Origin of the sequence: Streptomyces sp. 378 (assembly GCF_030124145.1) — a bacterium.
In the GTDB taxonomy this organism is placed as follows: Bacteria; Actinomycetota; Actinomycetes; order Streptomycetales; family Streptomycetaceae; genus Streptomyces.
The window spans coordinates 1-14,333 of the sequence record NZ_JASKMS010000051.1; the positions used below are offsets into that span (position 1 = coordinate 1).

The window sequence follows — 14,333 nt, forward strand, 5'->3', positions numbered from 1 at the left end:
ACCCTCCCGCCACCAACCCCGACCCCGAGTCCCCCTCAGGCGGCGTCCACCGCAGCGCGCCACACCGCGACCGCCTCGGCCGCCACCGGCTCGTCCCACCCCCGTGGCCGAGCCGCCCCGCCGATGTGGAACCCGTCGACCCCGGCCTTCAGCAGCACCGGCACGTGATCGAGTCGCAGCCCACCCCCGACCAGCAGCCGCTGCTCGTACCCCGGCTCGCCGGCCCGCCCGGCCTCGGCGAGCAGCACGGGCAATCCGTCGTCGACGCCCTCCGCCGACCCGGCCGTCAGGTACGTGTCGAGTCCCGGCATCCCGTCCAGCTGCTTGCGCAGGGCGTCCCGGTCGGCGGCCCGGTCGATGGCCCGGTGGAAGGTCCAGGGGCAGCCGTCCAGCACCTCCACGACCCGCTCCACGGCCGTCAGGTCCACCGCACCCCCGGCGTCGAGGAACCCCAGCACGAATTCCTCGGCCCCGGCCTCCCGCAGCTCGCCCGCCACCCGCACCAGCCGGTCCGCGTCCCCGGCCGCGAAACCGTCGGCCGGCCGGATCATCACCCGCAGCGAGATGTCGACCGCCCGGCGGATCCCGGCGACGGTGGCGGCCGAGGGCGTGAGCCCGTCGGCCGCCATGTCGGTGACCAGCTCAAGGCGGTCCGCGCCTCCCGCCTGGGCGGCGACCGCGTCCTCGACGCCGAGGGCGATCACCTCCAGGACTGCACGCTTGCTCATGGGGCCCCTTCGTCGGATGGGCGTCGACGTGCGACAACAGGTCTAGTCCAATCACAGACTACGCTGCCCAGTCGCGCGGAATCCCAAGCCCCCGGAGCCGTGCCTCAGCCGAAGATGTTCAGCTCCTTCGCCTCCACCCCGGCCAGCTCGAACGCCGGCGCCCCGTCGACCGGCCGCCCCGTGTACAGCCGTACGAGGGTCGGCCCGTCCCCGATGAAGCGGCCCGGGGGCCGCTCCCCGCCGCCCTCCCCGAGCCGCAGCGGCTCGTCCAGGTCGTCGAGGTCGGCGTGCAGCGGCACGTGCCCCTGCTCGCGGGTGATCCGGGCGAGCAGCGCGAGCGCGTCCGGCAGCCCGGCCCCGCCGTACGCGCCCGGCTCACCGAAGGCCTCGCGCACGTCACCGGCGTGCACCCACTCGCCCAGGGCGAGCGCGTCCAGCTCCCCGCCCGCCCCGGCGATCACGGGCCCCGCCTCGGTCATCCCGCGCTCCAGCTCGTCCACGATCCGCGCGTCGCTCCAGGCGGACCGTTCGGCGATGTCCCGGTCGTCGGACTCGGGCGAGAACACGCCCGGCTCGAACCTGCCCTCCACCGCCCGGGACAGCACGGCCGAACAGTGGGCCAGCACGTCCCGTACCGTCCAGCCCGGACACGCGGCGACGGGCAGCGCGAAGTCCTCCCCGCTCCGGCCCCGCAGCAGCGGGATCAGCGCGTCACGCTCGATCGTCAGCAGCCGGCCGGGCTGCTCGGGGTCCCGTACGTCATGCACATCAGCAGGAGTCGTCATGCACCCACGCTAGGTGCCCGGCCCCGCTCGGCGGGAGAATGCCCCCCATGGCCGACCTCGATTCCCTGCGCACCCGTTTCGCCCGCACCCTGGAGGCGGCCCGGGGCCCGGGCGGCGGCCCGGACCCGGCGCCGTACGCCGACAACCTGCTCACCCGCTGGCAGGAGCCCCAGCGGCGCTACCACACGGTCGAGCACCTCACGGCGGTCCTCGACCGCGTCGACGTGCTGGAGCGGTACGCGCGCGACCCGGACGTGGTCCGGCTGGCCGCCTGGTTCCACGACGCCGTCTACCTGCCCGACCGCTCCGAGAACGAGGAGCGCTCGGCCCGCCTCGCCGAACGCGCCCTCGCGGAAGCCGGGCTTCCCGACGCGAGGACCGCCGAGGTGGCCCGCCTGGTCCGGCTCACCGTCACCCACGACCCGGCCGACGACGACCCCGACGGCCAGGTCCTGTGCGACGCCGATCTCGCGGTCCTCGCCTCGCCCCCGTCGGCGTACGCCGCGTACACGACGGCCGTCCGCGAGGAGTACCACTTCGTCCCGAACGACGCCTTCCGCACCGGCCGCGCCGCGGTTCTGCGCCAACTCCTGGACCTCCCGCACCTCTTCAGGACGCCGTACGGTGCGAGTGAGTGGGAGGCGACGGCCCGCTACAACCTGACCGCCGAGCTGGAAATGCTGTCGCTTCCGGCCTCCGGCCCCTCGTAGCCTGCCCACCATGTGGACAACGGGAGCGGAACAGGTGGAGCAGGCCGTCGCCGAGTGCGTGGGCCTGCTGGGGGCGGTCACCGACCGGGACTGGGAAGGCGTACGGGCCGGGCGGCTGGAGTGGGACTGCCGTGAGACGGCGGTGCACATCGCCGAGGACCTCATCGCTTACGCGGGACAGCTGGCCGGGCGGGAGCAGGACGCGTACACGCCGTTCGAGCTGTCGCTGGAGGAGGGGGCCGGCAACGCGGGCGCCCTGCGGGTGATCAGCACGATGGGCGCCCTGTTCGCCGCCGCGATCCGCACCGCCCCGCGCGAGGTGCGGGCCTTCCATCCGTACCCGTTCCGCAGCGCGAACCGTGAGGGGTTCGCCGCGATGGGCGTGACCGAGGTGCTGCTGCACACGCACGACGTCTCCGAAGGGCTGGGCCTGTCGTACGACCCGGCGCCCGAGCTGTGCGACTTCGTGCTCACCCGGATCTTCCCGCACGTCCAGCCCGGGCCCACCCCGTGGTCGACCCTGCTGTGGGCGACGGGCCGCGGTGAGCTGCCCGGCCGGGCGCCGGTCACCCAATGGCGCTGGAGCAACAACCTGGTGATCGGCACCGACCGGCTCACCCTCCAGGGCGTCACCCCGGCGGCGGCCACCGATCTGTCGACGGTCGGCGAGGGCGGCTTCGCGTGGATCGAGGGCGGCCCGGTCGAGGGCACCCGGGTCGGCGCCGGGCTGGTGTACAAGCAGTACGAGGACGGGGCCCACCGGCCGGAGTGGGGCATGTACGTGCTGGTCCGGCGCGAGGACGGCCGCGCGATCGGCGCCATGGGGTTCCACGGCGTCCCGGACGCGACGGGACGGGTCGAGGTCGGCTACGACCTGGTCGAAGGGGCCCGCGGCCACGGCTACGCCACCGAGGCGCTGCGCGCGCTGTCGGCCCGGGCGCTGGGCCGGCAGGAGGCGCGGACCGTGGTGGCGAACGTCGAGCGGGACAATCTGCCGTCGCAGCGCGTGCTCGCCCGGGCCGGATTCACCCGGGTGCCCGCCGAGGACCCCGAGCACCTGGCCTACGAGCTGCGCGAACCCGGCGAGGGATAGCGCCCCTTGGGCCGCCGCAGGCCCGCCCCGTACAGCAGCCGCACCACCTCGCGGCTGCTGACCTCCACGGCCCCGGCCTCCACCGCGTCGGCGTACCGCTGGGCGGGGATGTCGTAGTGGTCGCGCTCGAAGGCCCGGCGGGGGACGCCGAGGCGGGCGGCGAAGGTGTGCAGTTCGTCGTAGGAGACGTCGCTGACGAGGTGGGACCACATGCGGCCGTGGCCGGGCCAGGTCGGCGGGTCGATGTAGATCGTCACCGGAACCTCATGAGGACGCCGGGCCGCCGATGGCCTCGCCCAGTGCTCCCACCGCGGCGACCTTCACGCCCGCCTCGCTGCACACCCAGTGCGGGTCGGGCCCCAACTCCGGTTCCACGTCCAGCGCGTGCGGCTCGCCGGTGCCGCACACCGGGCACAGCGGCCAGCGGCCGTACCGCTCCAGCAGGGCGTCCTGGACGTCCTGCGCGACCAGTCCGGCCACGTAGCCGGCGCCCTCGGGCCACTGCTCGACCCACCAGCGCCGCTGCGTGATGGAGTCCTCGACCAGGGAGACGACGTCCGCCTCGGCGACGCGTCCCGCGACGAGGTCGGCCAGCACGAGGGCGCGCGCGGCGTGCAGTGCCTGCTCAAGAGGGCTGATGGGGTCCATGCCCCCATTGTGCGCACTCTTGACCCCGGCGCCGAGCCGAAAATACCTTTCACGGGTGACCCGAGACGTGAAGGAAATTTTCGCGAGCGAGCGCGGCGGGCTCCCGGGGACCGGCGGCGCTCCGCCCGCCCCGGCCGCCCTCGCGGCCAAGGTCCGCACGCTGGGACCGTCGATGACGCGCTCCATGCAGCGCGTCGCCGAGGCCGTCGCGGGCGACCCGGCCGGCTGCGCGGCCCTCACGGTCACCGGCCTCGCCGAACTCACCGGCACCAGCGAGGCGACCGTCGTACGCACCGCCCGCCTGCTGGGCTATCCGGGTTACCGGGATCTGCGCCTGGCCCTCGCCGGTCTCGCCGCGCAGCAGCAGTCGGGCCGCGCCCCGGCCATCACGACGGACATCGCGGTGGACGACCCGATCGCCGACGTGGTCGCCAAGCTCGCCCACGACGAGCAGCAGACCCTCGCCGACACGGCCGCCGGGCTCGACACCGTCCAACTGGCCGCGGCCGTCACCGCTCTGGCCACGGCCCGGCGCACCGATGTGTACGGCGTCGGCGCGTCCGGCCTGGTCGCCCAGGACCTCACCCAGAAGCTGCTGCGCATAGGGCTGATGGCGCACGCCCACAGCGACCCGCACCTCGCCGTCACCAACGCCGTGCAACTGCGCGCGGGCGATGTCGCGATCGCCATCACACACTCCGGGTCGACCGGTGACGTCATCGAACCGCTGCGGGTCGCCTTCGAGCGCGGCGCGACGACCGTGGCGATCACCGGCCGCCCGACCGGCCCCGTCACGCAGTACGCCGACCACGTCCTGACCACCTCCACCGCCCGCGAGAGCGAGCTGCGCCCCGCGGCCATGTCGTCCCGGACCGGACAGCTCCTCGTGGTGGACTGCCTGTTCGTGGGGGTGGCGCAGCGGACGTACGAGACGGCGGCGCCCGCGCTGTCGGCGTCGTACGAGGCGCTGGCCCACCGGCACCGTTCCTGAGCCGGCCGCCCCGCCCAGCACCAGCACCGAAAGACACGGAAAGAGCCGTTCATGACCTCCACCTCCGACCCCCGTCACCTCAGGACCGCGCTGGAGTCCCTGACCACCGAGGCCTTCCGACCGGAACTCGCGGAGATCGACCGGCTGCCCACCCTCGACATCGCGCGGCTGATGAACGGCGAGGACGCCACCGTGGCCGGGGCGGTCGCGGCCCGGCTGCCCCGGATCGCCGCCGCGATCGACGCCGTCGCCGAGCGGATGGCACGCGGCGGGCGCCTGGTCTACGCGGGCGCGGGCACCGCGGGGCGGATGGGCGTCCTGGACGCCTCCGAGTGCCCGCCCACCTTCAACACCGACCCCTCCCGGGTCGTCGGCCTGATCGCGGGCGGCCCGGGCGCCGTGGTCACCTCGGTCGAGGGCGCCGAGGACTCCCGGGAGCTGGCCCGGGCGGATCTGGAGCCCCTCGAGCTGACCCCCGAGGACACGGTGGTGGGCATCTCCGCCTCCGGCCGCACCCCGTACGCCATCGGCGCGGTCGAGCACGCCCGCGCCCGCCGCTCCCTCACCATCGGCCTCGCCTGCAACGCCGGAAGCCCGCTCGCGGCCGCCGCCGACCACGGCATCGAGATCGTCGTGGGCCCCGAACTGCTCACCGGCTCCACCCGCCTGAAGGCCGGCACGGCCCAGAAGCTCGTCCTCAACATGCTGTCGACGATCACGATGATCCGGCTGGGCAAGACCTACGGGAACCTGATGGTCGACGTCCGCGCCTCCAACGACAAGCTCCGCGCCCGCTCCCACCGCATCGTCGCCCTCGCCACGGGCGCCGAGGACAAGGAGATCGAGGAGGCCCTCACCGCCACGGACGGCGAGGTGAAGAACGCGATCCTGACCATCCTGGCCGGTGTGGACGGCCCGACGGCCGCACGCCTCCTGGCGGAGTCGGACGGTCACCTGCGGGCGGCCCTGGCGGCGAGCGGCTGAGCCGTCACGCCCGCGTGTGCAGCACCTCGTCCCACCGCGGGCCACCACTTCACCGTGACTTCGGCTCCCGGTTGACCTGCCTCACACGAGCCCGCAGCGTCTCACCCACGGGAAGCGAGCGGAGCACGTCGGTCAGGTGCTCGGCCGTCCGGACGTTGCACCGCCCAAGATCGACCAGGGCGAACGGCTCGTCGCTCGCGCCGGTCACCGGATCGACGCCCAGCGACGGCAGCACGACCCCGACTCCGGCGAGGGCGTCCCGCAGCGACTCCACGATCTCTTCGGTCGAGCGCACTTCCTCTTACCTCCACGCTGAGTTTGTGATTCACCACACAGCGTGGCCGACGCGTCTCTAACCTGGCCAGACATGGCGGTCCAACAACCCGATCTGTACGACAGGGAGTTGCCCATGCCCGGTTCCAGGGACCTCGACCCGTCCGCCTCCCCGCGAGCCCTCCTGGGCGCCGAACTCCGCCACGCCCGCGAGAAGGCCGGCCTGAGCCAGGAGGAACTCGGCCAACGGCTGTTCGTCAGCGGGTCGTTCATCGGCCAGTTGGAGGCGGGGACGCGGAGGTTGCAGGCGGAGTACGCCCGCTTGTTGGACGCGGAGTTGAGGACGGGCGACTTCTTCCTGCGGAACTGTGGGGCGGCGGCGAAGTCGAAGTATCCGGAGCACTTCGCGGAGGCGGCGGAGGCGGAGGCTGCGGCTACGGAGATCCGGCAGTTCGCGCCACTCCTGATTCCCGGGCTGCTGCAAACTCCCGCCTATGCGCGGGCCGTCTTCCGGGCGTACCGGCCCACGGCACCCGAGGAGGTGATCGAGGAGTTGGTGACGGCCCGGACGGACAGGGCCCGCCTCCTCGACGATCCAACAAGCCCTTTGTTGTGGATGGTGGTTGACGAGGCTGCGATCCGTCGCCAGACGGGCGGGCGGAAGGTCATGGCGGAGGCACTCCGGCACGTCGCGGCCCTGATCCGCCGGAACCGGATCATCGCGCAGGTGCTGCCTTTCGGCGCGGGCGCCCACGCGTCGATGGAGGGCTCCATGAAGCTCATGCACTTCGAGGACGCCCCTCCACTGCTCTACTTCGAGGGAGTCGGCACGGGGCGGCTGGAGGATGACCCGACCACTGTCCGATATCAGGGCCGCACCTTCCAGCTCCTCACAGCGTGCGCCCTCTCACCGGATGAATCCCTGGCCCTCATCGAGGACGTCGCACAGGATTACGGCCATGAGGAGCATCCCTGAGCACGACCTGGACAGCGCGACCTGGCACAAGTCCAGCCACAGCGGCGGCAGTGGTGGCGACTGCCTGGAGATAGCCGACGGCCACCCCTCCCTCATCCCCGTCCGCGACTCCAAGACCCCCCACGGCCCGAAGCTCGTGTTCCGGGCCACCGCCTGGGCCGCGTTCGTCGAAAACCTCAAGGACGGAACGGCCTGAGCTTCGGGACCCGGGCTTCGAGCCCTCTTTTCAAGGAACGGGTGGAGGGCCTCAACCCACCCTCCCACCCGGCGAGTTGACGCGGCGCATCCGGTTTGCCACGGACAGTCATATGCCTCTACCGTTCCTGGACAAGCAACAGCCCCCGCCCGGTGCGCCAACACCTGCGGGGGCTTAACCAGAGATCGACGGCTGAAAGACCGATCCCATGGCTGAGTCCAAGCTTAGTGCCGCCTCCCCGCCCGCGCATCCAATGGCGAACCCCGGCTACGGCAAACGCACGACCCCCGACCAACGCGCTGGCACGAACAGCGACTTCGCACACCTCCCACCCCGCGAAGCCGCCATCGCCGCCTACCTGGACCGGCTCCCCGACGGCGCCGACATCTCCGTAAAGACGCTGGCCAAGCAACTGCCCTACGGACAATGCGCCCTCGGCACGGCCCTTAACCGCATCCAGCAGGCCGGCCACCTGCGTCGGGGCCGGGAGTGCATCACGGCCGACGACGGCAGCTCCCGCTGGATCACCCGATCGTGGTGGTCCCGTACCGCCCGGGACGACGACTGGTGGGCCGCCTTCACCCGCGGCGACGCACCGCGGCAGGCAGCCCGCCCCACCCGCTCAAGAGCCCACATCCTCCTGGCCGCCCTCGGCCGCACGGCTCCAGTCCTGTCCCTCTCGGAGGCGGACTGCGCGACGCTCGCCCCACTCGTGACGGACTGGTTCGAGCGGGGTGCCACGGAGGACGACGTACTACGCGCGCTCACCGCCGGCCTGCCGACGCCCGTCCATCACGCCGCCGCCCTGGTCCACAACCGCCTGACCAGCAAACTCCCGCCACCACCCGCTCCACGCCCACCCCTACGGGTCCTGGAGTGCGCGAACTGCGGCGCCCCGGGGCGTCCGGAAACCCTGCCAGGGGGGCGTTGCAGCGCCTGCCGGGGCGAACGCGCCCCCGCGCAACCCCCCGCACCTCTGCCCGCCCCGACGGTCCACGCCCACGCGGCCGAGATCCGCGCCGAGATGTCCCGACGACGGCAAGAGAAGGCACCACCATGACCCCTGGTACCGCTGACCGCCCGCTGATGCCCGTCGAGGACTTCGAGGACCTGGCCGAGGTGGCCCCGAAGGGCGTGCGACTACGCCGACTGACGACAATGGACCCATGAACCACGCCCAGCTCACCGCCCTAGGCCGTGCACTCCGTCTTCTCGGTGAGCACGGGGAAGCCCTCGGCTCCGACACACCGGACGCCAAACTGCACGAGGTCAAGGCCGACCTCAAGCGCGCCCTGGACCTGCTGGAGGACAGCGTCGCGACCGCGGCGCCCACCACGCGCTGCCCGGAACACCCCACCGGCCCGGTCGACGAGAGCGCCCCGGACCGGTGCCTGCTGTGCGAGACCCGGCGCAGGGCGGCCCGCCGGAACGAGTTCAACGGCCCCGCCCCCCAGTACCAGCCCACCGAACCCGTCCAGTCCCGCTACGGCGTACGCGGCGACCGCCCCCAGCCCCAGCAGCGCTGGCTGGCGGAGCTGTGGAACGGTCAGGCGTGGCAGCTGTGCGGCACGCCGCGCCGCGACCGGCGTGAGGCCGAGCTGTTCATCAACGCCCAGCGCAAGGCTCCCCGGGCCGCCATGGCGTACCGGCTGGTGCACGAGTTCACCGACTACGAGGTGCTGCGGGTGTGGGGGACGCCCGTGCGGATCGACATCGAGCCGATGGGCAACCTGTAGGCCCTACAGCAGCGGCAGGGGCAGGAACTCGTACCCCTCCCACAGCCGCCGCGACCGCTCCTCCGGGTACGCCGTGACGACAGACTCCGCGTCCAGCACCTGCACCAGCCGCCGCTCGTCGTCGTAGGCCGGCCAGCCCGGGTCGCCCGTCCTCGCGAAGGACGTCCAGGACGAGCGGAAGCGGGACGACAGTGCCTTGGCCTCGGCGGACGGCTCCGCGCCCGCGAACAGCAGCAGCCCCAGGTCCGCCCCGTACGTGCCGAACAGCAGCGGGATGTCCAGGCCGTGGCAGGCGCCGAGCGCGCCGCCGTTGCCCGGGGCCGGCCAGGTGAGTTCGTAGACGTGCGCGCTGCCGCCGCCCGCGCGCTGGGCCTGCGCCAGGTGCAGGGACGGCATGGTGAACAGCCAGTCCGTCTGGACGCGTTCGTAGAGTTCGCTCGGGGAGGCGTCGGGGAAGGCCGTGCGGTAGGCCTGTTCGCCGTCGGGTCCGGGAGCGAAGAGGCGGAGGGCCGAGGCCGCCCTCTCCTCGCTGATCTGGCCCAGTTGACCCGCCATGGTGATGAACAGGCGGTACTCGTCGCGGTTGTGGCCGACGAGCAGGTCGACGTCCTTCGCGGAACCGGCCGCCAGCGCCTGCCACGGCGTGGTCGGCAGGACGTCCCCGTCGACCACCGGGGAGAAGGGCGTGACCGTGGGTGCCGCCTGGCCCCAGCGGTCGACACGCTGGAGCATCTTGGCGCTCAGCGTCTCGCCCGCCGAGGTCAGTCGGTGCGGAGCGATCGTCGAGAGGTCGGCGACGGTGGGGCGCAGGCCCAGCTCGGCGGCGAGGGCGGTACCGATGTCCCGGGCCAGGGCGTCGGAGAAGAAGGTCCCCGGCACGCTCTGGGCGATCGCCCGCCGGAACAGTCCGGCCGCGTTCGGCATGGAGAGCAGCGAGGCGATCGAACCCGCGCCCGCGGACTCCCCGAAGACCGTGACCTGGCCGGGGTCGCCGCCGAAGGACGCGATGTTGTCCCGCACCCATTCCAGGGCGGCCACCTGGTCGAGCAGCCCTCGGTTGGCGGGAGCGCCCTCGATGGACGCGAAACCCTCCATGCCCAGGCGGTAGTTGAGGGACACGACCACCACGTCGCCCTCGGCGGCGATGTGCCGGGCGTCGTAGCCGGGGCTGCCGGAGTGGCCGAGCTTGTAGGCGCCGCCGTAGATCCACACCATCACCGGCCGGTGGGCGCCCGGGTCGGGCTCGGGTGTCCAGACGTTGACGGTGAGCCATTCATCGCCGTCGGGTACGTCGAGCAGACCCGGGCCTCCCAGGTTGCCGAGGTCCTGCGGGGGCGGCGGGCCGAAGGCGTATGCGTCGCGTATGCCGTCCCAGGGGTGAGCGGGTCGGGGGGCCATGAAGCGGGCCTCGCCCACCGGGGGTGCGGCGAAGGGGATGCCGCGGAAGACCGCGAGTCCCTCCTCCCTCCGTCCGCGCACCGCACCGGCGGTCGTACGGACCACCGGTGCGGGCTCCTCCGAAGGGCCGCCCGCCGACGGACGGGACTCGGTCGTCGTCATCTGGATCTCCTCGCTCAATGCCGGTGAACAGGCGTTCCGGCCAGTGTCCTTGGCTGACGCAAGTAGATCCAGAGGCTCTGGTGACGGGTATCAGCTGAGGGTCTTGAGCGACGCCGGGTGGTACGGGGCGAGGTCCTCGAAGCGGCCGTCGAGGACCTTGCGGGCCCACTCGGGGTCCTGGAGCAGGGCGCGGCCGACGGCGACCAGGTCGAACTCGTCGCGCTCGAAGCGGTCGAGGAGGTTGTCGAGGTCGCCCACTTCGGCGCTCTGGCCCTGGAAGGCCTTGATGAAGTCGCCGTTCAGGCCGACCGAGCCGACGGTGATGGCGGGCTTGCCGGTGAGCTTCTTGGTCCAGCCGGCCAGGTTGAGGTCGGAGTCGTCGAACTCGGGGACCCAGTAGCGGCGGGTGGAGGCGTGGAAGGCGTCGACACCGGCGGCGGCCAGCGGCGTCAGGATGGCCTCCAGCTCCTCGGGCGTCTCGGCGAGGCGGGCGTCGTAGGCCTCCTGCTTCCACTGCGAGTAGCGGAAGATGATGGGGAAGTCGGCGGAGACGCTCGCGCGGACGGCCGCGACGATCTCCTCCGAGAGCTTGGCACGGGCGACCCGGTCGCCGCCGTAGGCGTCGGTGCGGCGGTTGGTGCCTGCCCAGAGGAACTGGTCGAGCAGGTAGCCGTGGGCGCCGTGGATCTCGACGCCGTCGAAGCCGATACGCTCGGCGGCGGCCGCGGCCTCGGCGAACGCTCCGATGACGGCGTCGATGTCGGTCTGCGTCATGGCCTTGCCGGTGGGCTCCGTCGCGCCGATGCGCAGGCCGGAGGGGCCGACGGCCGGGGCGTCGGCGACCGGCGGTTCGCCCTGGTTGCGGACCATGCCGATGTGCCACAGCTGCGGCACGATCGCGCCGCCGGCGGCGTGCACCGCCTCGGCGACCTTCGCCCAGCCGGCGAGCTGCTCTTCGCCGTGGAACCGGGGCACCCGGTCGCTCTGCCCGGCCGACTCGTGGCCGACGTAGGTGCCCTCGGTGACGATCAGGCCGACTCCGGCGGCGGCGCGGCGCGCGTAGTACGAGACGACGTCCTCGCCGGGCACACCGCCCGGGGAGAACATGCGGGTCATCGGGGCCATCACGATCCGGTTCGGGACGGTCAGGCCGCCCAGCGATACGGGCCGGGACAGGATTGCGGCGGCGCGGGAAGCGGAGGCGGCGACAGTCATGTGGGGGGGCTCCCTTGTGGATACCGAAGGGTATGTGCATACGCATAGGACTTACGTTCCAACCCCTCGACCCCGCTCCCGCCATCCCGCCCCGACTGTGATGCCGGTCACGCCCCGTCGTCCGGGCGCGCACCGGACACGCCCGAGGGCGGCACCTCCCGTGGAACAGGAGGTGCCGCCCTCGGTCAAGGACGTCGATCAACCCTCAGGTCGATCAGAAGTCCATGTCACCGCCCGGCATGCCGCCACCGGCGGGCGCGGCGGCCTTCTCCGGCTTGTCGGCGATGACGGCCTCGGTGGTGAGGAACAGCGCGGCGATGGAGGCGGCGTTCTGCAGAGCGGAGCGCGTCACCTTCGCCGGGTCGATGATGCCTTCGGCGATCATGTCGACGTAGTCACCGGTCGCGGCGTTCAGGCCGTGACCGACCGGCAGGTTGCGCACCTTCTCGACGATGACGCCACCCTCGAGACCACCGTTGACGGCGATCTGCTTGAGCGGGGCCTCCAGGGCCAGCTTCACGGCGTTGGCGCCGGTCAGCTCGTCGCCCTCCAGGTCCAGCTTCTCGAAGACCGAGGAGGCCTGCAGCAGGGCCACGCCACCACCGGCGACGATGCCCTCCTCGACGGCCGCCTTGGCGTTGCGCACGGCGTCCTCGATGCGGTGCTTGCGCTCCTTGAGCTCCACCTCGGTGGCGGCACCGGCCTTGATGACCGCGACACCGCCGGCGAGCTTCGCCAGGCGCTCCTGCAGCTTCTCGCGGTCGTAGTCCGAGTCGCTGTTCTCGATCTCGGCGCGGATCTGGTTGACCCGGCCCTGGACCTGCTCGGCGGAGCCGGCACCGTCGACGATGGTGGTCTCGTCCTTGGTGATGACGACCTTGCGGGCCTTGCCCAGGAGGTCGATCGTGGCGTTCTCCAGCTTGAGGCCGACCTCCTCGGAGATCACCTCGCCGCCGGTGAGGATGCCGATGTCCTGCAGCATCGCCTTGCGGCGGTCGCCGAAGCCCGGGGCCTTGACGGCGACGGACTTGAAGGTGCCGCGGATCTTGTTGACGACCAGGGTCGACAGGGCCTCGCCCTCGACGTCCTCGGCGATGATCAGCAGCGGCTTGCCCGACTGCATGACCTTCTCCAGGAGCGGGAGCAGGTCCTTGACGTTGGAGATCTTGGAGTTCGCGATCAGGATGTACGGGTCGTCGAGGACGGCCTCCATACGCTCCATGTCGGTGGCGAAGTACGCCGAGATGTAGCCCTTGTCGAAGCGCATACCCTCGGTGAGCTCCAGCTCCAGACCGAAGGTCTGGGACTCCTCGACGGTGATGACGCCTTCCTTGCCGACCTTGTCCATGGCCTCGGCGATGAGCTCGCCGATCTGGGTGTCGGCGGCGGAGATGGAGGCCGTGGAGGCGATCTGCTCCTTGGTCTCGACGTCCTTGGCCTGCTCGAGCAGGGCGGCGGAGACGGCCTCGACGGCCTTCTCGATACCGCGCTTGAGGGCCATCGGGTTGGCGCCGGCGGCTACGTTGCGCAGGCCCTCCTTGACCAGGGCCTGGGCGAGCACGGTCGCGGTGGTCGTACCGTCACCGGCGACGTCGTCCGTCTTCTTGGCGACTTCCTTGACCAGCTCGGCGCCGATCTTCTCGTACGGGTCCTCGAGCTCGATCTCCTTGGCGATGGACACACCATCGTTGGTGATCGTGGGCGCGCCCCACTTCTTCTCGAGGACGACGTTGCGGCCCTTGGGGCCGAGCGTCACCTTCACGGCGTCCGCGAGCTGGTTCATGCCGCGCTCGAGGCCGCGCCGCGCCTCCTCGTCGAACGCGATGATCTTGGCCATGTGAAGTGGTCCCTCCAGGACTGGGGGTGATTACTTCGGACCGCGCCCGCGCCCGCGACGGACGGCCCCCGACCGGTTGGTTCCTTGCCCCATCCGGTCCGTGGGCCTCACCGACCCGGTCCTTACGTTGTCACTCTCACCTTCAGAGTGCTAACGCAATGATTAGCACTCGACCCCCGAGAGTGCAAGGCGCGCTCGCGTAGCGAGCGCTCCTCGGGGGTGGCGGTCGGGTGACGGGCGGGCGCGAGCGCCTCCCGGGTCGGGCAAGGGCGCCGGCCGCCCTCGAACACCGTCCGGCACCCCTTCGAACAGGCCGAAGGGCCCGTACCCCGGGGGGTACGGGCCCTTCTGAGAAGACCGGTCGCTTGAGCGTTGGTCGTGGTGCGCGTTCAGGCAGAGACGCGAACCATGTCGGCCTGCGGCCCCTTCTGACCCTGCGAGATCTCGAACTCGACCCGCTGGCCCTCTTCAAGGGTGCGGTAGCCGTCCATCTGGATCGCGCTGTAGTGGACGAAAACATCCGCACCACCGTCGACCGCGATGAAGCCGTACCCCTTCTCCGCGTTGAACCACTTGACGGTGCCCTGAGCCATGCCTAACT

At 71.9% G+C, this 14,333-nt stretch carries 16 protein-coding genes and 1 pseudogene; 8 read left to right on the top strand and 9 right to left on the bottom strand.

What is annotated here, in order from left to right:
* Positions 1 to 35 precede the first annotated feature (35 nt).
* Positions 36 to 728 carry a copper homeostasis protein CutC gene (locus QNO09_RS37765; protein WP_283974754.1) on the bottom strand — a complete coding sequence of 231 codons (693 nt, stop codon included), beginning with the start codon at positions 726 to 728 and terminating at the stop codon, positions 36 to 38.
* A 104-nt stretch (positions 729 to 832) separates the two neighbouring features.
* Entirely contained in the window at positions 833 to 1,513 is a 681-nt protein-coding gene (locus QNO09_RS37770; protein ID WP_283974755.1) for a maleylpyruvate isomerase family mycothiol-dependent enzyme, read from the bottom strand.
* Positions 1,514 to 1,560: 47 nt separating this feature from the next.
* Between QNO09_RS37770 and QNO09_RS37775 the strand changes: the two genes are divergently transcribed.
* Positions 1,561 to 2,223 carry an HD domain-containing protein gene (locus QNO09_RS37775; RefSeq protein WP_283974756.1) on the top strand — a complete coding sequence of 221 codons (663 nt, stop codon included), beginning with the start codon at positions 1,561 to 1,563 and terminating at the stop codon, positions 2,221 to 2,223.
* 10 nt (positions 2,224 to 2,233) lie between these two features.
* The gene (locus QNO09_RS37780) at positions 2,234 to 3,316 is read left to right on the top strand and encodes a GNAT family N-acetyltransferase (protein WP_502962403.1); all 1,083 of its coding nucleotides are present in this window, start codon (positions 2,234 to 2,236) and stop codon (positions 3,314 to 3,316) included.
* On the opposite strand, the gene QNO09_RS37785 is transcribed toward QNO09_RS37780, so the two are convergent.
* Positions 3,286 to 3,573 (bottom strand): DUF4031 domain-containing protein, encoded by a 288-nt coding sequence (locus QNO09_RS37785; protein WP_283974757.1) that lies wholly within the window; start codon positions 3,571 to 3,573, stop codon positions 3,286 to 3,288. The genes QNO09_RS37780 and QNO09_RS37785 overlap by 31 nt on opposite strands.
* A gap of 7 nt (positions 3,574 to 3,580) precedes the next feature.
* Positions 3,581 to 3,964: a DUF8819 family protein gene (locus tag QNO09_RS37790; protein WP_283974758.1), complete on the bottom strand. Its 384-nt coding sequence runs from the start codon at positions 3,962 to 3,964 to the stop codon at positions 3,581 to 3,583.
* A gap of 55 nt (positions 3,965 to 4,019) precedes the next feature.
* Between QNO09_RS37790 and QNO09_RS37795 the strand changes: the two genes are divergently transcribed.
* Positions 4,020 to 4,955: a MurR/RpiR family transcriptional regulator gene (locus QNO09_RS37795; RefSeq protein WP_502962404.1), complete on the top strand. Its 936-nt coding sequence runs from the start codon at positions 4,020 to 4,022 to the stop codon at positions 4,953 to 4,955.
* A 51-nt stretch (positions 4,956 to 5,006) separates the two neighbouring features.
* Positions 5,007 to 5,939 (top strand): N-acetylmuramic acid 6-phosphate etherase, encoded by a 933-nt coding sequence (gene murQ / locus QNO09_RS37800; RefSeq protein ID WP_283974760.1) that lies wholly within the window; start codon positions 5,007 to 5,009, stop codon positions 5,937 to 5,939.
* A 103-nt stretch (positions 5,940 to 6,042) separates the two neighbouring features.
* Here murQ and QNO09_RS37805 read toward each other — a convergent pair.
* Positions 6,043 to 6,234: pseudogene (locus QNO09_RS37805) on the bottom strand (hypothetical protein); the annotation flags it as partial.
* Positions 6,235 to 6,348: 114 nt separating this feature from the next.
* Between QNO09_RS37805 and QNO09_RS37810 the strand changes: the two are divergent.
* The 4 genes from QNO09_RS37810 (at position 6,349) to QNO09_RS37825 (ending at position 9,120) form a co-directional block, all read left to right on the top strand.
* On the top strand, positions 6,349 to 7,188 hold the full coding sequence (locus QNO09_RS37810; RefSeq protein WP_283974781.1) for a helix-turn-helix domain-containing protein: 840 nt from the start codon (positions 6,349 to 6,351) through the stop codon (positions 7,186 to 7,188).
* Entirely contained in the window at positions 7,172 to 7,384 is a 213-nt protein-coding gene (locus QNO09_RS37815) for a DUF397 domain-containing protein (RefSeq protein WP_283974762.1), read from the top strand. The genes QNO09_RS37810 and QNO09_RS37815 overlap by 17 nt, the downstream gene beginning before the upstream one ends.
* A 208-nt stretch (positions 7,385 to 7,592) precedes the next feature.
* On the top strand, positions 7,593 to 8,444 hold the full coding sequence (locus QNO09_RS37820; RefSeq protein WP_283974763.1) for a hypothetical protein: 852 nt from the start codon (positions 7,593 to 7,595) through the stop codon (positions 8,442 to 8,444).
* Between the two features lie 106 nt (positions 8,445 to 8,550).
* Positions 8,551 to 9,120: a hypothetical protein gene (locus QNO09_RS37825; protein WP_283974764.1), complete on the top strand. Its 570-nt coding sequence runs from the start codon at positions 8,551 to 8,553 to the stop codon at positions 9,118 to 9,120.
* Between the two features lie 3 nt (positions 9,121 to 9,123).
* Here QNO09_RS37825 and QNO09_RS37830 read toward each other — a convergent pair whose 3' ends face one another.
* From QNO09_RS37830 to QNO09_RS37845, 4 genes are all read right to left on the bottom strand, one after another.
* A complete protein-coding gene (locus tag QNO09_RS37830; RefSeq protein WP_283974765.1) occupies positions 9,124 to 10,680 on the bottom strand; it encodes a carboxylesterase/lipase family protein in 1,557 nt (518 codons plus the stop codon).
* Between the two features lie 90 nt (positions 10,681 to 10,770).
* Complete coding sequence (locus QNO09_RS37835; RefSeq protein WP_283974766.1) at positions 10,771 to 11,895, bottom strand: NADH:flavin oxidoreductase; 1,125 nt, start codon at positions 11,893 to 11,895, stop codon at positions 10,771 to 10,773.
* 214 nt (positions 11,896 to 12,109) lie between these two features.
* Positions 12,110 to 13,732, bottom strand: coding sequence for a chaperonin GroEL (groL, locus tag QNO09_RS37840; protein WP_283974767.1), 1,623 nt, complete (start codon positions 13,730 to 13,732; stop codon positions 12,110 to 12,112).
* Between the two features lie 389 nt (positions 13,733 to 14,121).
* Entirely contained in the window at positions 14,122 to 14,325 is a 204-nt protein-coding gene (locus QNO09_RS37845; protein WP_010035953.1) for a cold-shock protein, read from the bottom strand.
* Positions 14,326 to 14,333: the final 8 nt, after the last annotated feature.